This is a genomic window from Psychrobacter cibarius, assembly GCF_904845955.1.
GTDB lineage: Bacteria > Pseudomonadota > Gammaproteobacteria > Pseudomonadales > Moraxellaceae > Psychrobacter > Psychrobacter cibarius_B.
In genome coordinates this window covers 472,722-490,186 of the sequence record NZ_CAJGYX010000002.1, presented here as the reverse complement: position 1 = coordinate 490,186, position 17,465 = coordinate 472,722, and the positions used below count along the sequence as shown (strand labels likewise).

The window sequence follows — 17,465 nt, the reverse complement described above, 5'->3', positions numbered from 1 at the left end:
TTAAAACGACTTCACGATTAGGCACGATGCCTACAGGACACCTATATATGTCATCCCCGATTGCAAAAAACACCTTTGCTCAAAACCGCTTTTCTCGAAATAATTTATCTCGCTTTATGATGAGTGCACTGCTTGTTGTGGTTGCTGCGGGCTGCTCAAACAATGCAGCAGATGCGACCAGCAACACCAGTATCGTCAATAATACCGATGCTAAAACCAGTACAAGTAAAGCATCTGCTGATAGCGATGCTGCCGTGGTAAAGGCGTTGCAGGCGAATTTGAATACGTCCGGTATTGAAGAAAATATCATTTCAGCCGTACCAACAGATATGGATGGTATTTATTGGGTCACAGCGGAAGGACTGCCTTCTTTCTTTACTGATAAATCTGGCAAACACATTATCCAAGGTCAGATTATTGCTGTTGGCGAGGCTGCGCCTGTCGATATCAGTGCGGCATTGGTTGCTAGTACCGCACAAGAAGCCCTAAAAGCCGTCGATAAAAAAGACATGGTGATTTATCCAGCCATAGGCGAAACGAAGTCAGTGGTATATGCCTTTACCGATGCAGACTGTGGTTATTGTCGCAAATTGCATGAAGAGATGGATGATATCAATGCACGTGGTATCGAGGTACGTTATTTGGCATGGCCGCGCAGTCAGGAATCGGTGCCAAAAATGGAAGCCATTTGGTGTAGTCAAGATCGTAAGGCGGCCATGAATCAAGGAAAAATGGGCGCTGATGTACAAGCGCCTAGCTGTGCCAGCCCTGTACAAGAACACATGGCACTGGGTGCAAAACTTGGTGTGCGTGGCACTCCCGCTATCTTTACAGAATCTGGTCAGCAAGTAGGCGGCTATCTACCTGCGGCGGAGTTAGCTCAAGCTGTCGGTGCTAGCTAAAATCTGTTATTGTTCAGGCCTTTGTGATATCTATGACGATGGCGACATTGTGTAGACGTCACAACTGCTTGTCGGTATGATACGATAAAGCGCTATGAAAAATCAGCAGCATACTTTTTATTTGAGTATTTTTTATTCAACTGTAATGAGAAATCGATAAAGCTGCGACTGTCAAAATGCACGCAACTACTACAGCTAGTAGCGCATGTGCATTTGACTCTATGACAGCGTTATCATTGGTTCATTATATTTAACCTCTTGAGGATACTGTGAGTAATTCCATCAAACTAGCGATACTTGGTCTGGGCACCGTCGGAACGGGCGTGATCAATCTAATCAATGACAACTTAAATGAGCTAAAACGCCGTAGCGGACGCGACATTATCATTACCGAAGTTGGTACGCGCCGTCATCGTGATGATATTGATCCCAATATTATGCAAAACAGTGACTTGATGGCAACTGCTGCAAGCGACAATGTCGATATCGTCGTCGAAGTGATTGGCGGTACTACCTTAGCAAAAGATGTCATCATGCATGCCATTAAAAACGGCAAGCATGTGGTGACTGCAAATAAGGCGTTATTGGCAGAGCATGGCAACGAAATCTTTGCCTTTGCTGAAGAGCATAATGTCCATGTCGCTTATGAAGCAGCAGTCGCAGGCGGTATCCCCATTATTAAAGTCATGCGCGAAGCGCTCGCTGCCAATAAAATCGATTGGCTAGCAGGTATCATCAACGGTACTGGCAACTTTATCATGACCGAAATGCGTGACAAAGGTCGCCCGTTTGCCGACGTGTTGAGCGAAGCACAAGAATTGGGTTATGCGGAAGCAGATCCGACTTTTGATGTCGAAGGTATTGATGCAGCTCATAAACTGGCATTACTCGCCTCTATCGCCTTTGGTATTCCGCTGCAATTTGACAAGGTCTACTGTGAAGGCATCACTGGCATCACCTTACAAGACGTCAACTATGCGGAAGAGCTTGGCTACCGTATCAAGCATTTGGGCTTTGCCGTACGCCGTGATGGTCAAGGTAATGATGAGGCTTCTGGTATCGAGCTGCGCGTACACCCAACGCTAATTCCGCAGGATGCGTTACTCGCCAACGTCAATGGCGTAAAAAATGCGGTATTGGTAAACTCCCATCCGCTTGGACAGACGCTATATTGCGGTGATGGTGCTGGCGCTGGTGCGACGGCTTCTGCGGTGATGGCCGATGTGATGGATTTGGTGCGTGTTCTAGGTAGCAAAGACAGTAGCGATGAAAGCAACAGTAATCAAAACAATCACGGTCACCATGTGCCGCATTTAGCATTTATCCCTGAGCAGCTATCAGACACGCCCATATTGCGCGCTGAGCAGATGATTACCGGTTATTATCTGCGCGTACATGCTTATGACAGCCCTGGTGTGTTGGCAGATATTACTCGCATTCTAAGCGATGCTGGTATCAATATCGATGCAATTTTACAAAAACCTGCGCACAAAGTTGGTCAAGTTCCGGTTATTATTTTAACGCTGCCCGTGATTGGAAGCCAGATGAATCTAGCCATCGAAAAAATTGAAAAATTAGAGACCATTACTGATAAAGTAGTACGCATTCGCTTAGATGAGCTAGCATAAAGCCTGCAGTTATTGAGCCTAAAAGATGCTATCTAGTCCGCGTTTGGTTTTAATTAAAACAAACTCATTTAAAATACGTAAAAAGGAATAATAACGATGTCAAATGATGCAATTGTAATTTTAAACGGCGCACGTACCCCAATGGGCGGCTTCCAAGGCGCACTAAAAGATATGAGCGCAACTGAACTTGGTGGCGCTGCTATTAAAGCCGCTGTCGAACGCTCAGGTGTGGCAGTCGATAGTATTGACGAGGTCATTATGGGCTGTATCTTGACCGCAGGCTTGGGTCAAGGCCCTGCGCGTCAAGCGATGCGTAATGCAGGTTTATCTGATGCAACTGGCGCTGTCACTATTAACAAGCTTTGTGGTTCAGGGCTAAAAGCAGTCATGCAAGCACATGACGGCATCAAAGCTGGTAGTTTCAATGTGGCAGTCGCTGGTGGCATGGAATCAATGACCAATGCGCCATACATCATGCCAGGGTCACGTGGTGGCTACCGTATGGGACATAAAGAAGTCAAAGATCACATGTTCTTAGATGGTCTAGAAGATGCTGAAACTGGCAAACTGATGGGTATGTTCGCACAGGAAATGGCTGATGAAAAAGGCTATACCCGTGAGCAAATGGATGCGTTTGCTATCGAATCGCTAAATCGTGCGCTCACTGCTATCAAAGACGACCACTTCAAAGATGAAATCACGCCAGTGACTTTTAAAACCCGTAAAGGCGAGCAAACCGTCGATACCGATGAGCAACCAGCGCTTGCTAATGCTGAGCGTATCCCTACTCTACGTCCAGCCTTCGCTAAAGACGGCACCATCACGGCAGCAAACGCCAGCTCAATCTCAGACGGTGCGGCAGCGGTTGTAGTCATGAAAGAATCGCAAGCAAAAGCTGAAGGCCTTGATTATCAAGCGCGTATCGTTGCAACCGCATCAAACTCTCGTCACCCAAGCGAGTTTACCATTGCTCCGATTGGTGCAATTGAAAAAGTATTGGCTAGTGCTGGTTGGTCAGTCGCTGATGTTGACCTATGGGAAATCAACGAAGCGTTTGCAATGGTCACTATGGCGGCGATGGACGAGCTAAAAATCGACCATGCCAAAGTAAACGTTGAAGGCGGCGCTTGTGCACTCGGTCATCCAGTAGGCTGTTCAGGTGCTCGTATCTTGATCACGCTTATCAACTCTCTCAAGCGTACTGGCGGCAAAAAAGGGGTTGCGACACTTTGTATTGGTGGCGGTGAAGCCGTGGCTGTTGCTATTGAACTTGCTTAACACTCAAGCAGATTAATTAATCGATTGATATGTTAAATTCACCTCTATAATTATCATTTATTACAAAATTTTCAAAATATCAGAAACCGCATCGCTATTTGCTTTGCGGTTTTTCTGTGTCTATGACTCTTAAATAAGCTAGAAATATTGCTCTGTGTAAAGACACGTTAATCTTTGACCCCAGCTATGTTATGCCACTTACAGCCTATTACACGCAATTACTCCAAGCGCACACTTTGCTACCTTGCTCATATATCTCATCGAAAATCATGATGTTAAGATTCTTACAAGTCGATGTAGAGGCTACTCACATGGCTTGCTACACCTTTTATTATAAAAATATTTTTACTAGAAATTTAACTTTTCCAAAACAACGATTGTTTTTAAAATAATTAATAATGATTAACTCATAAAAAAGGAAGACAACAATGAGCCAACTAATTCGTTTAAAAGATATCCAAGCTACTCATAAAGATTTGATCGGTGATGATTATTACGACCCAACAGGTAAAACTGCTTACGGCGTCAATGAAGAAAAAATCGGTAAAATTGAAGGTGCATTAGTAGAAGACACCACTGGTCGCATTCGTTATTTGATCGTTGATGCTGGTGGCTGGTTCAGCTCAAAAGAAGTATTGGTACCAGCAGGTTTGGCACGTATTGTTGGTGATGACGTATTCTTTGACAGCTTGACCAAGTCTCAAGTCGATGCCATGGAAGTATATGACCATGATTATCAATATAGCTACAAAGACCAGTATCAAAAGGACCGTCAAGCATTTGTTGCTGATACTGTTCCAGTTGCAGAGCGTATGGAGATTGCAGACCATGCCTATGACGCACCAAACACACTAGAGCTACTAGAAGAGCGCCTGACCGTCAATAAAGATCGTATCGTGGCAGGTTTGGTTAAAGTTGGTAAGCATATAGTGACCGAAGAGCGCAATGTCGATGTTGAGCTAGAAGAAGAGCATGCTAATATCCAGCGTACTAACGTAGATCGTCCAACAGATCGCCGTATCGGTGACATTGATGGCAATCAAACCATTGAAGTTGAACTAGAGGCTGAACGTGCCCGCGTTGGTAAAGACACTTACGTATCTGAAGAAGTGAACGTCGGTAAAACCACTGAACGTCATACTGAAACTATCGTTGAGACTATCCAACGTGAAGAATTGGATATCGATCGCGATGGTAACGTAGTAGATCGCGAAGGTAACATAATCGACCGTGATGGTATTACTGCAGAAGACGTACGCCGCGCTCGTGGTATGTAATACGCTAAACCGTCATACTGTTTGGCTGTCATTAAAAAGTAAGATCGCCGAGCAATACATGACCGTAATAAGCAGCTAAGTATTTTTACTTAGTGACTTAAGACCAGAGCATGCCTCTGGTCTTTTTTTGCTTACTATACTCAAAAATACTTAGGAATTAAAAATACTTAATGACATCTGATAAGGCTAACCTTGCAAAATCTGCAAAAATGGCTCTAAAATATTGTATAACGATTATTTCATAAAGATAAGGGCATTATGATGACTACCAATCACGACGACAGTATCCAGAACGATAGCTTTCTAAAAGAGGGTTTACATAACAAACAAGTGACACCAAACGCTATGACTGCCCCAATTGATACTCCTAATGGCACAGTAGCTAACGACATAGATAAGAGCAATCATAATGTTGGACACTTGGAGCTATTAGAAGAGCGCCCTGTCATCAATAAAGAGCGTTTAGATGTCGGTAAAGTAACGGTGACCAAGCATGCTCGTACCAAAACTATTGACGTGCCTATTGAGTTGGTAGAAGAATATATTACTATTCGCACTGAATACCACGATGCGAAAAGTCAGGACTTATTGTCAGGCAATTATGATGAAAAGGATATATTGCGCCATGTCGAGCCATCGTTAGATAGCAAGGCGGTCGTTACCGTAAATGGCAAACAGATCGAAATTGGTGATGAGCCGATTGAAATTGTCCTATCACGTCAAGTGGCTACCATTACTAAAGACACTTATGCTATTCAAGAAATCGATATCAACAAAACCACTCATACCCATACAGATAGCATCCAAGTAGCGCTTAAGCATGAAGAATTAGATGTGAAAGAAGAGGGATTTTTGGCACATGAGTCTAGCACCACTCCTGGTAAATAATTTTGCTGACTCATTAAAACCAGACATAAAAAAAGCAACGTTATCGTTGCTTTTTTTATGATTGCTTACTTATTATGAGGTTTTTTTACATTCATAAGTGCTGACATTCGCCGCATCTGTACCTGCTGTACGCATCACACCCGTCTCACGCGCTTCGTGTGCTACACGCCACTGGGTAAAGCCCTTACTGCCATCAATAGCAGTTGCTACTTCGAACACTTCTGGATTACTGGCATCATTGGTTTTATTTAATGTCACCGTACCCGCATCAGTCGCGATGACTACTTGCTTGGCATCTTCTTTATAAGTTGCATTAACTTTCAGCTCAGGTGAGCAAAGATAAGCTATTTGACTGACGTCACTATTTACCGAAGCTACGGTATCATCCTGTACTTCACTGAGCGATGCATCCGCTGTATCGACAACCACCTCATTAGGCTCAGCAGGTTCAGCGGACATCGGTACCGTTTCTTCGCTATGAGCACCATCATCTGTACCCGCTTCTGTATCTGACTGTTGCTGACAAGCACCAAGCGTCAGAACGCCAGCAAGTAGCCCAGTCAGCGCCACAGAAGTGCGCAATTTTTTTAATAATTCTATAGTCATAACACTTTCCCCAATGAATATGTTAAACACTATAACGTGTCCATAAATTCACGCCTATGTTGAATTTGTAAGTAATCAATACAAAATATAGCCAACACGTTTGTGAAGAATCAACTTTACTGTCTACAAATAATATGGTCGATTCAAGATAATGTAGAGACAAAGAATACGAGCAAATACAGAAAAGCCCTTATCTAAAATAGATAAGGGCTTTTGAGACTAACGAATATTAAAGATATATAAGCAGCAATGCTTAGCTGTTTATTATCAATATTCGCTTATGAATGCTATATTTTACCATGACATTGCTTGTACTTAAGACCTGAACCACAAGGACATGGGGCGTTACGACTGATATTCATACCAGCGTATGGGTCTGCCTCATTGGCATTATTACCACTACCTACCATAGCACCTGCGACCGCACTACCAGCAAGATTGCGATTTTGCGCGGCGGCTTTTTCAGCCCCGCTATCCATATTATCAATATCACTATGCTCGAACTGCATTTGCATATGAGCAGCATTCTCACGCTGCTGTATTTCCAGCGCTTCTAGCTCTTCTTTGGTCGGAATATGGACACGTGATAAATCTTGAACGGTCTCAGATTTAATTGCGCCAAGCATCATTTGGAACAGCTCAAATGATTCACGCTTATATTCTTGCTCAGGGTTTTTCTGTGCATAACCACGCAGATGAATCCCTTTACGTAGCTGATCCATTTGGGTCAAATGCTCTTTCCAATGCTTGTCTAAGCTCTGTAGCATAAAGTGACGCTCAAGCTGAGCAGCATCTTTTTCGCCCATCTGCTCACGGCGGCTATGATAGCGATCGATAGCCGTTTGGATGATTTTGGCACGCAACCCTTCTTCATCTAAGCGACGATCTTCATCGAGCCAATCATTGATCGGCATCGCAATCTTAAATTCATTTTCAAGCTCGTCTTCTAAGCCATCAATATTCCATTGGTCATCGATAGAACCTGGTGGAATAAACTGGTTAATCATGGCGTTATAAACTTCTTCGTGCATAATCTCAATGGCTTCAAGCAAGTCCATCTCTGCTAGCAAGTCATCACGCTGACCATAGATCACTTTACGCTGCTCATTGGCGACGTCATCATATTTCAACAGATTTTTACGCGCATCAAAATCGCGGCTTTCTACTTTACCTTGGGCATTTTCAATCGATTTTGAGACCATCTTATGCTCAATGGCTTCATCTTCTTTAAGACCCATGGCACGCATCATATTTACGACGCGATCACCAGCAAAGATACGCATCAAGTCATCTTCGAGCGATAAAAAGAAACGCGACATCCCAGGGTCACCTTGGCGACCGGCACGACCCCGTAGCTGGTTATCGATACGACGTGATTCATGGCGCTCAGAACCAATGATATGCAAACCACCAGCCGCGACCACTTGGTCATGTTTGACTTGCCATTCTGCTTTTAGGCGTGCCATTTCTTCAGGACTGACCGAATCGATATCTTCAATAAACGACTGCCAGTTACCACCAAGGATAATATCGGTACCACGACCTGCCATGTTGGTCGCGATCGTCACAGCCTTTGGACTACCTGCCTGCGCGATGATTTCGGCTTCACGTTCGTGTTGTTTGGCGTTTAGGACGTTATGCTTGACGCCCTCTTGATCGAGCAAGTAAGACAACTCTTCACTGGCTTCAATCGTCGCCGTACCAACCAAGACTGGGGCACCTTTGGCTTGAATCTCTTTGATTTCGCGAATGATACCTTTGTATTTGCCTAGCTTGGTTAAGAAAATCTGGTCATCCATATCGATACGAGCAATCGGCTCGTGCGTTGGAATCACGATGACATCTAAGTCATAAGTTGATTTAAATTCTGCTGCTTCGGTATCAGCGGTACCTGTCATGCCTGATAATTTTTCATACAAACGGAAGTAGTTCTGGAACGTCGTGGTCGCAAGCGTTTGGTTTTCTGCTTGAATTTCGACGTTTTCTTTGGCTTCTACCGCTTGATGCAGACCTTCTGACCAACGGCGACCCGGCATGGTACGACCGGTGTTTTCATCAACGATAACCACTTCACCATCATCGACGATATAGTGTACGTTTTTAACGAATACATGATGGGCGCGAATGGCAGCTTGTACGTGAGCCAATAATGGCAAACGGCTTGGGCTGTATAAACTTTCATTTTCACCCAACTCACCGACTTCGATTAAGAAGCGCTCAATTTTTTCATAGCCTTTTTCACTGATTTCGATTTGACGATTTTTTTCATCAATCCAGAAATCTTCTTCTTCGTTATTCTTATTGGCCTCTTCGTCTTTTGAGCGAATCAGCACCGGGATAATGGTATTAATCAGCGCATACATACGTGAAGAGTCTTCGGCTTGACCTGAGATAATCAGCGGCGTACGAGCCTCATCGATTAAAATAGAGTCAATTTCATCGATAATACAGAAGTTTAATGGACGCTGCTTTTTCTCTTTTAAACTAAAAACCATGTTATCGCGCAGATAATCAAAGCCATATTCGTTATTGGTACCGTAAGTAATATCCGCTTGATAAGCGTCGATTTTTTCTTGCGGCGGTTGTTGTGAATAAATGACACCGACGGTCATGCCCAAAAAGCCAAATAATGGACGGTTCAATTCAGCATCACGTGCCGCCAAATAATCGTTGACCGTAACCAAATGCACACCCTTGCCGCTGATGGCATTGAGGTACATCGCCAAAGTACCCATTAGGGTTTTACCTTCGCCCGTTTTCATCTCAGCGATTTTGCCTTCGTGCAAGGTGATACCACCGATCAGCTGCACATCATAATGACGCATACCATTGACGCGTAATGACGCTTCACGGCAGACGGCAAACGCTTCTGGTAGTAGTGCATCTAAGCTTTCACCTTGTTGGTGCCTTGCTTTAAACTCTTCAGTTTTTTGTTGTAATTGCTCATCAGACAGGGCTTGTACCGCAGCCTCTTGTGCGTTGATTTTGCTGACCACTTTGCGCATGCGCTTTAATTCGCGGTCATTTTTAGTGCCAACCACACTGCCTATAATCTTTGATAACATAATTTTTTGACCTATGGAAATATTCGATAATTAGTGCGCATTAGCCAAAGCTTCGCCCGCTGCCGCCTTGTCATTACAGTCATCACCTGACTAAGTACCTTTTGTTAACAAAGCACCTCTTAACAAAGCACTGATTAATAAGGTACTGCCCAATGAAGTGTCGCCTAATGAAGTATCGCCCAATTAAGTGTGACGTCATTATATATGGTTATGACGCCGATGGATACAAGGGCAGCGAGTAGATATTTGCCGACGTAAAAGCGCGGCAGGACGTGCTAAAATAGTATTTACACTTTCACACTTCTTAGTTTTTCGACTGCTAAATTTGCGCGTTATGATGACCCTTTAATAAAGCTATTTTGGTAAAAATCAACCAGAATCTTGCAAATTAACCACTCATAAGCGAGTGTTTTTCTCATCTATTTTTTTACGCTGATATGTATATACCGTCGTCCATCTAACGCCAACAGACTAAAAAACCCATTTAAGCATTATAAGAGACTCTGCATGACCGCTAAGCCATCCGCTCAAAACCTTAACGCCGAAAAACCTACTCCGTCGAAGTACGCAATATCAAAACAACAGACCGCGACACCTTTGACCGCCGATCAGTTGATGGTAGGCGATACCGTTTATCACTTGGCAGATCATACGCCGATGATGGTGCAATATCTAACCATGAAAGCTAACTATCCACAAGCGTTACTGCTGTACCGCATGGGTGATTTTTATGAGTTATTTTTTGATGATGCCAAGCGCGCTGCACAAATATTAGACATCACCTTGACTCGCCGTGGTACGGATAAAGCGGGCAATACCATTGCCATGGCAGGTGTGCCTTTTCATGCGGCCGATAGCTACATGGCAAGGTTGATAGCTGCTGGGCAAACCGTCGTTGTGTGTGAGCAAATTGACGAATCAGCCACTGGCACTGACACTGACAACACGAGTAGTCCGTCTAATGCTCCGACGATGGGCGATAAGCAGAAAAAAGATAAAAGCAAATCTGCTGCTGGCAGTATTATGCGCCGTGAGGTGGTTAAAACCCTGACCGCAGGAACGATTACTGATGATGCTTTAATTGCGCCCAATCATACGCCAACTGTGGTCGCCATTGATATCGAGATACCTAAATCGAACAGCAAACAACCTGTGCAAGCTGCCATTAGCCAAATGGATTTAGCCGCTGGAACACTAACGACGCAAACGCTTAGTGCCAGCTATAATAACAGCCCTGATGATGTTAAAAATTTGCAAACGCAAATGCTGACGGTGTTGGCACGCTTTGCGCCTAGTGAATGTATCGTTAGCGAAGCACTTAACGACCGTATCGGCGAAGATTGGATGTTATGGCTACGTCAAAATCTCGACTGTCCGATTATCGAAGTGGCGGCAAATGACTTCCACCGTGAGCATGCCAGCGCAACCCTTTGCCAGCAGTTTGACGTGCAGCGCCTCGATGGACTAGGAATCAATGACGCACTTCTTGCTCAATCTAGCTGTGCAGCGCTAATACATTATGCGCGGCAAACTCAGCAGCGTCATGTGCCACAACTTAATCAGCTGATCGTTGAATACAGTAAGGATTATTTGATTATTGATGCCAATAGTCAGCAAAATTTTGAGCTATTTACCCCCGTTAGCAGTAATGGTACATCATTAATATCTGTCCTCAATCATTGTCAAACGCCGATGGGTCGACGCTTACTCGTGCAGCAAATGAAACGCCCACTGCGTCAGCATTCGCGTATCAATTTGCGCTTAGATGCGATAAACAGTTTGTTAAATACTGATAAACAGTCTGAGCAAAGCTCGGGAAATATCTCATTAGTTACCAGCTTACGCGAAACCTTAAACGCTATCAGTGATATGGAACGTATTAGTAGCCGTATTGGGCTAATGAGTGCTAAGCCGCGTGACCTGCGTAAACTTGCTGAGGGTATTGCTAGTAGCGCCCAGCTTACGACGCTACTGACGAATGCAGGTATTCGCCATGAGCAAGCAGGACTGTTGCCGATGCTAATGCAACAATTGCCTGCACAGTTACCTGCCATACAGTCTGTCGCTGAGCTGATTGAGCGAGCCATTATCGCAGAACCGCCCGCCCATATCCGTGATGGTGGCATGCTTGCCGCAGGTTACGATGCTGAGTTTGATCGCCTCACTCATCTGCATGACAATATCCAAGTGACATTGGATGAGATGGTGGAACGCGCGCGTTTAGAGAGCCAATTACCCAGTCTAAAAGTAGGCTTTAATAAAGTGAGCGGCTTTTATTTTGAACTGCCTAAAATGCAGGCAAAAAATGCACCAGCACATTTTATCCGTCGGCAAACGCTGAAAAGTAGCGAGCGATTTATCACTGATGAGCTAAAAACAGTCGAAACTGAATATCTAAGCGCGCAAAGCTTAGCATTGACTCGTGAAAAGCAGCTGTATCACGAACTCTTAACTGAACTCAGCAACCATTTAGCCGAACTGCAACAACTAAGCGCTGCTATCGCCCAAATAGACGTTCTCAGTAATTGGGCACATCTAGCAGTTATGTATAACTGGCAGCGCCCAGTCATGAGTAACGACTCAAAAGAAGATAGTGGCTTAGAAAATAGTCACTCAAAAAATGGCTTGAACCATAACAGTCAAACCAGTATTGATATTAAAGCAGGTCGTCATGTCGTCGTCGAAGCCGCACTAAACCCTGTTCATACTCACAGCAATACTCCTGCCAAGCATAGCAGCTATTTTGTCGCTAATGATTGTGCAATAGGCAGTGATGAAAACCCTGAAAGACTGTTGATGATTACTGGGCCTAATATGGGTGGTAAATCAACCTATATGCGCCAAACGGCATTGATTGTCCTGCTCGCTCATTGCGGCAGCTTTGTGCCAGCAGCGCGTGCGCACATCGGCGATATCGACCGTATCTTTACCCGTATTGGCTCAGCTGATGATTTGGCGGGCGGCAAATCCACCTTTATGGTAGAGATGATTGAGACGGCTAATATTCTCAATCAAGCAACCAATAAATCGTTGGTGCTGATGGATGAAGTCGGACGCGGCACAGCGACCACTGACGGTTTAGCCATTGCTCATGCTTGCGTCAATCGACTGCTAGAGATTGGCTGCCTGACGTTATTTGCCACCCACTACTTTGAGCTGACAAAATTGGCGGAAAACTATAAAGAAAGCAGTGGCAGCAATGATAAACTAATCCGCAACGTCCATGTCGCTGCCAGTGAAATCGACGATCAACTGTTACTACTGCATCAAATCAAAGACGGTGCAGCAAGTTCTAGTTTTGGTCTGCATGTGGCAAAAATGGCAGGGATTCCTACCCAAGCACTGGATGATGCCAAGCGCTACTTAGCAGATAACTTAAAATTAGACCCTAGCAGGGTAGAAAACGTGAGAACCGTTGATGACAAAAATGAATTAGCTAAGTCAGTAAATGATAAATGCAATCATATGAATGGTCATGAAATAGAGAAAGCCGATATAAAAACCACCAATCAATCTCAAATAATGACTGATATTCCACAACAAAATCAGCTGTTTAGCTTACAAGATGAGCTAAGCGCGATTGATCCTGATACCTTAACGCCAAAGCAAGCCCATGATTTACTCTATCATTTGAAGAAAATCATTAGTCATTAAAGGGAATTGTCAATTAGCCGTAAAGGCGTTAAAATGTGCCTTATTTTCCAACTATTCTATGTAGCCCTTATCGTTGATTCACTTTAAAAGAAAATCAAGGCAATCAAGTGCGGATGTACCAATAATACTTCTCGCACGGTGAGCACAGTAACTCTTTTAAAAGGGATGAACCATATCAGCCAATCCAATAACAGGTAGACCTCACTATGACCTTTGTCGTTACAGATAACTGCATTCTTTGCAAATACACCGACTGTGTGGAAGTCTGTCCTGTGGACTGCTTTTATGAAGGCCCAAACTTCCTCGTCATCGATCCTGACGAGTGCATCGACTGCGCACTATGTGAGCCTGAATGCCCTGCCAATGCGATCTTCTCAGAAGATGAAGTACCAAAAGGGCAAGAGATGTTCACCCAGCTAAACGAAGAGCTGGCGCAAAAGTGGCCAAACATCACTGAGATGAAGGGACAATTGCCAGAAGCTGAGAAATGGGATGGCGTGGAAGGTAAGATTCAGTATTTAGAGAAGTAGCTAAAACTTAAAAACTGCTCAATGTATTGAGATAAAAAACCACCTAATAACGACTTTGTGATTGGGTGGTTTTTTATTACATTAGCTTATATAAAAAGCTCACTATTTAGCCATTAACGGCAATTATTAGGCGCATATCTGGTTATATCAGCTGAGCATACCCACGATACTCCATTAGCTGTTGCAGTTGGCGTTAGAGTAAAAGTAGTCGCACCAGCTTTGGCTGTTGTAAGCATAGTTATAGCGCCTGTTGCAGTCTCACATTCAACGCTCATTAAATTATTGCTTGCGGTATTGATATTTGTAAATCCAACACAGGCATCGGTTGGCATAGTGCCGCCATTGTTGGCGATGTTCTGTGTGACTATCGTTTTGACCGCAGCACCCGCTATAACGGCTTCCAACGCACGGGCGCGAGTGGTATATTCTTGATAAGCAGGGATAGCTATAGATGCTAAAATACCAATAATGGCAATAACAATCATTAGCTCTATTAAAGTAAACCCAACTTGGGTTTTATTATAATAAATGGTGAGGGGTTTCATAATGACTAATATATCGTAAGCGTGTATTAGTTAATGCACACACTGTACCAGCATTATATATTTGCATAAGAAGAACAAACTCAACATGTAAATACTGAGTTTTTATAGCTATATGCTGAAAATGCCCACATTATGATTGTTTAGATACTTTTTTAGATTTACCAAGGACGCAAATCTACGGTTTCCACTAGTTGATTATCGTTATCTTTACTCAGCAGTACCGTCATATTTACCGCCTTTGCTTGTAAAGGTACAAAACTATCCGCTTGTGGATATCTTTTCAATACAGAATGGATATCATTTTTATTATTATACTGCTCTAGTAGTGCTAAATCCTGTGCACGATCTTTTATTTGCGCGCTTACTTGCTGAATAGGTATATATCTCTCTCTGGTCTTTGCGCAATAGATATGCCTTGGAGCACTTCATCAAACATATTATTGTTGCGCTCTTCATTATCCTTCGAAAACTCGACACCAACATACTGTGGAGAGAAATAACTGGGACTTTTAAAAGATTTATCCGCGTTATGAATATTAATATTGACCAAATCGGTGGATAGAATAAGTTCAAAACGATCGACGTTATAAGCTATCCATACGGGTTTTATTTGATAGACTCCATATGTTGAAACCATCAAGAATAACAGCTGTACGAGCATAGAAGTTACAATATCTTTTACAAAGTCCGACTTCTTTTTACGAAAATCATTATAGCTAAGCCAAACGCAAGGCCTATATTGACTAAAACTATTATTTGTAATAATGGTTGAGTGCCAGCCGCATGTAGGAGCGGATATGGATACCATAGGTTTTTCATTATAATTACAGTCATCGATAATAAAACTAAGACTATTAACAAATAGATTAAGCTAAATTTAGATTTTAGATTCATAGTAAGATTAGGGCGTGTTGAACATTCATAATTTCAACCAAAGATAAGCACAAGCCAAAGCCACAGTGTTTTCATAACTTTGTTTGAGCTTATCAAATCTGGTTGCAACTGCTCTGTAATTTTTTAGCTTAGCGAAAGCGTTTTCTACTAAGTGGCGAGCTTTGTACAAGTGCCAGTCCATATGATCGTTAGAGGACCTTGTATTTCTTTTCCGAGGGATGTTATTGAAGCAGCCCACTTGTTTAATATGAGCACGTAGCGCATCAGAATCATAGCCCTTATCAGCACATACAGTCACTGTTGCGCTCAAATCTATGTTATCAATTAAGTCTGGAGCCACTTTCACATCATGAGTAGTACCATCTGACAAGAGAAAATTGATGGGATTGCCATGTGCATCAACTGCTAAGTGAATCTTAGTCGCACGTCCTGCCACACTTTTACTAATACCTTGCAGATTCTCATGACCGCCACTGCTATGCTGATGCGCTTTAATATGAGTACCATCAATAAAGACCCATTCAAGGTCTGAATCTTTGATTAACAAAGAAAATAGCGCAATCAACTTATTACTGCGAAACCAGCGTCGATAAGCTTTGTAGACGGTGTTGGGCTTACCAAAATAATCGGGTAAGTCACGCCAAGGGCAACCAACGCGCATCCGATAAAGAATACCTTCAACGGTACATCGAAGATTTCCTTTGTCATAGATATTCAGTTTTAGTAAGATAGGTCTTAGTTTGGTCCAGTGTTCATCTTTGAGCATTGTGCGAGGCATAGCGAACGAGATCTTTTGGTGTGAGAACTTAAAGATTAACCGTTCGCTATTTTTTTTGCCATAATTTACTCTCAATGTTCAACACGCCCTATTCCCTTCAAATAATAAAAAATGACCGAGAGCACCTGTTGCACTTGTCACATCTTTATATCCTTCAGATGCTGGACTACCATTTACCATTGTCTCTAGCTTTTGGTTGGCACTATCTGCTGATTGCAATAATACCGTATTGATTTGATCGCTAGTCGCAACTTTGAGATCTGTCGTACTTTGTCTGACCGCGATAGCCCCTGCCAACATAATAAGCACTAAAAACAATAGGACTACTATCAGCGTCGCCCCTTGCTCGGTACTCCGATATGCCAAGCCAATATTGATACGCTTTTGTGTCGAACTAGATAAATCCTGATGTCGAATCACTTTTAGTCTCCTTACCAATATGCTATAGGCTAGTATTTATGTTTACGACACGAGCGTTGCGTAATAACGTTGTGGTCTCATAAGTGCTACGGACTTTCTTTTTACTACTGCTATCTGTCTTCAGTTTATTATTTGCAGGCAACTGTCCTAACAGGGCAAATTCCGACTGCTCAGCACTCCCTATAATAGGTGTACTACCATGAACAATTAAGCCAATCTTTACAGAAGTGATTGCTGGCTTACCAGTCATTATCGCTGAGTAGGCACTGCTAGGGAGATAAATAGTTTGCCCTGCATTAGCACCAGTTGTGTACTGGGCACCTAATAACACTTTAAACTGATCAACATTGACGATAAACTCTTGCCCTGCTTGACCAAAATTTTTGGAATCAGATGAAGGTGTAAAAGTAGCTATACCACCAGTTTTATTTACGCGTCCGGCATCACATGCCAATGCTAAATCTTTGATAGCACCAGTACTGATATCTCCGGTTGCCTGACGTACAAAATAACGCTCAACAACGATATCATTGACAGCAGCGACTGCACCCTCACAATCTATCATTGGAGCGCCTGTTATATTGGTATATTGAATTGTCAGCTGATCGCTATTGGTATTGGTATTTGATATACCGGACCAACCATTCGCGCCAACGCCACTATCTCCTGCACGTCTTGTTAGATATCCCGTATTAGGATAAGGAGTCGGTAACACTGGAATGCCAAGATTAAGACCTGTCAGGACAATGCCGCCATTAGGTGTAGTACCATCAATTGCAGTGGTTGGATTACCAAGATTGGCTAGGCGAATACTTTTTTCTAATTGTTGTAATCCAAACACGCTGGCATCCTGTAACTCACTACCACTGGCCTGAATACTGCTTGTTTTTACATTAATCAGATATACTTGAATAACGGCTGCAGATACGATTAAACCAAGTACTAAAGAAATCATGAGCTCTATTAACGTAAAGCCTGCTTGATGATCATTCATATACTT

The 17,465-nt window shown here is 43.1% G+C and carries 14 protein-coding genes; 7 read left to right on the top strand and 7 right to left on the bottom strand.

Features of this window, described 5'->3' with window-relative positions; all coding sequences use genetic code 11:
- Nucleotides 1-47: 47 nt before the first annotated feature.
- The 5 genes from JMV76_RS05560 to JMV76_RS05540 all read left to right on the top strand — a co-directional run bounded on the left by JMV76_RS05560 (nt 48) and on the right by JMV76_RS05540 (nt 5,973).
- Complete coding sequence (locus JMV76_RS05560) at nt 48-902, top strand: DsbC family protein (protein ID WP_201501922.1); 855 nt, start codon at nt 48-50, stop codon at nt 900-902.
- A gap of 269 nt (nt 903-1,171) precedes the next feature.
- Nucleotides 1,172-2,530: a homoserine dehydrogenase gene (locus tag JMV76_RS05555; protein ID WP_201501921.1), complete on the top strand. Its 1,359-nt coding sequence runs from the start codon at nt 1,172-1,174 to the stop codon at nt 2,528-2,530.
- A 96-nt stretch (nt 2,531-2,626) separates the two neighbouring features.
- Complete coding sequence (locus JMV76_RS05550) at nt 2,627-3,808, top strand: thiolase family protein (RefSeq protein WP_109592340.1); 1,182 nt, start codon at nt 2,627-2,629, stop codon at nt 3,806-3,808.
- 428 nt (nt 3,809-4,236) lie between these two features.
- Nucleotides 4,237-5,085, top strand: coding sequence for a DUF2382 domain-containing protein (locus JMV76_RS05545; RefSeq protein ID WP_045443477.1), 849 nt, complete (start codon nt 4,237-4,239; stop codon nt 5,083-5,085).
- A gap of 258 nt (nt 5,086-5,343) precedes the next feature.
- Nucleotides 5,344-5,973 (top strand): YsnF/AvaK domain-containing protein, encoded by a 630-nt coding sequence (locus tag JMV76_RS05540; RefSeq protein WP_201501920.1) that lies wholly within the window; start codon nt 5,344-5,346, stop codon nt 5,971-5,973.
- Nucleotides 5,974-6,045: 72 nt separating this feature from the next.
- Here JMV76_RS05540 and JMV76_RS05535 read toward each other — a convergent pair whose 3' ends face one another.
- Together JMV76_RS05535 and secA are read right to left on the bottom strand one after the other, a co-directional pair.
- Nucleotides 6,046-6,579, bottom strand: coding sequence for a hypothetical protein (locus JMV76_RS05535; RefSeq protein WP_201501919.1), 534 nt, complete (start codon nt 6,577-6,579; stop codon nt 6,046-6,048).
- A 287-nt stretch (nt 6,580-6,866) separates the two neighbouring features.
- Nucleotides 6,867-9,644, bottom strand: a complete 2,778-nt coding sequence (secA, locus tag JMV76_RS05530) for a preprotein translocase subunit SecA (protein WP_201501918.1) — start codon at nt 9,642-9,644, stop codon at nt 6,867-6,869.
- Nucleotides 9,645-10,151: 507 nt separating this feature from the next.
- Here secA and mutS point away from each other — a divergent pair.
- Both mutS and fdxA read left to right on the top strand, forming a co-directional pair.
- Nucleotides 10,152-13,298, top strand: coding sequence for a DNA mismatch repair protein MutS (gene mutS, locus JMV76_RS05525; protein WP_201501917.1), 3,147 nt, complete (start codon nt 10,152-10,154; stop codon nt 13,296-13,298).
- 206 nt (nt 13,299-13,504) lie between these two features.
- Nucleotides 13,505-13,828 carry a ferredoxin FdxA gene (gene fdxA / locus JMV76_RS05520; protein WP_055123496.1) on the top strand — a complete coding sequence of 108 codons (324 nt, stop codon included), beginning with the start codon at nt 13,505-13,507 and terminating at the stop codon, nt 13,826-13,828.
- A gap of 113 nt (nt 13,829-13,941) precedes the next feature.
- On the opposite strand, the gene JMV76_RS05515 is transcribed toward fdxA, so the two are convergent.
- The 5 genes from JMV76_RS05515 to JMV76_RS05495 form a co-directional block, all read right to left on the bottom strand.
- Nucleotides 13,942-14,373, bottom strand: coding sequence for a pilin (locus tag JMV76_RS05515; protein WP_201501916.1), 432 nt, complete (start codon nt 14,371-14,373; stop codon nt 13,942-13,944).
- Nucleotides 14,374-14,734: 361 nt separating this feature from the next.
- Nucleotides 14,735-15,181, bottom strand: coding sequence for a hypothetical protein (locus tag JMV76_RS05510; protein WP_201501915.1), 447 nt, complete (start codon nt 15,179-15,181; stop codon nt 14,735-14,737).
- 111 nt (nt 15,182-15,292) lie between these two features.
- Nucleotides 15,293-16,045: an IS5 family transposase gene (locus JMV76_RS05505; protein ID WP_045456533.1), complete on the bottom strand. Its 753-nt coding sequence runs from the start codon at nt 16,043-16,045 to the stop codon at nt 15,293-15,295.
- Nucleotides 16,046-16,123: 78 nt separating this feature from the next.
- Nucleotides 16,124-16,465, bottom strand: coding sequence for a PilX N-terminal domain-containing pilus assembly protein (locus tag JMV76_RS05500; protein WP_227690118.1), 342 nt, complete (start codon nt 16,463-16,465; stop codon nt 16,124-16,126).
- A gap of 22 nt (nt 16,466-16,487) precedes the next feature.
- Nucleotides 16,488-17,459: a prepilin-type N-terminal cleavage/methylation domain-containing protein gene (locus JMV76_RS05495; protein ID WP_227690116.1), complete on the bottom strand. Its 972-nt coding sequence runs from the start codon at nt 17,457-17,459 to the stop codon at nt 16,488-16,490.
- Nucleotides 17,460-17,465: the final 6 nt, after the last annotated feature.

Coding starts and splice junctions, on each gene's coding strand:
- fdxA (WP_055123496.1), top strand. CDS start 13,505: ATGACCTTTGTCGTTACAGATAACTGCATTCTTTGCAAATACACCGAC.
- JMV76_RS05560 (WP_201501922.1), top strand. CDS start 48: ATGTCATCCCCGATTGCAAAAAACACCTTTGCTCAAAACCGCTTTTCT.
- JMV76_RS05505 (WP_045456533.1), bottom strand. CDS start 16,045: ATGCCTCGCACAATGCTCAAAGATGAACACTGGACCAAACTAAGACCT.
- JMV76_RS05550 (WP_109592340.1), top strand. CDS start 2,627: ATGTCAAATGATGCAATTGTAATTTTAAACGGCGCACGTACCCCAATG.
- mutS (WP_201501917.1), top strand. CDS start 10,152: ATGACCGCTAAGCCATCCGCTCAAAACCTTAACGCCGAAAAACCTACT.
- JMV76_RS05535 (WP_201501919.1), bottom strand. CDS start 6,579: ATGACTATAGAATTATTAAAAAAATTGCGCACTTCTGTGGCGCTGACT.
- JMV76_RS05495 (WP_227690116.1), bottom strand. CDS start 17,459: ATGAATGATCATCAAGCAGGCTTTACGTTAATAGAGCTCATGATTTCT.
- secA (WP_201501918.1), bottom strand. CDS start 9,644: ATGTTATCAAAGATTATAGGCAGTGTGGTTGGCACTAAAAATGACCGC.
- JMV76_RS05510 (WP_201501915.1), bottom strand. CDS start 15,181: ATGGTATCCATATCCGCTCCTACATGCGGCTGGCACTCAACCATTATT.
- JMV76_RS05545 (WP_045443477.1), top strand. CDS start 4,237: ATGAGCCAACTAATTCGTTTAAAAGATATCCAAGCTACTCATAAAGAT.
- JMV76_RS05540 (WP_201501920.1), top strand. CDS start 5,344: ATGATGACTACCAATCACGACGACAGTATCCAGAACGATAGCTTTCTA.
- JMV76_RS05515 (WP_201501916.1), bottom strand. CDS start 14,373: ATGAAACCCCTCACCATTTATTATAATAAAACCCAAGTTGGGTTTACT.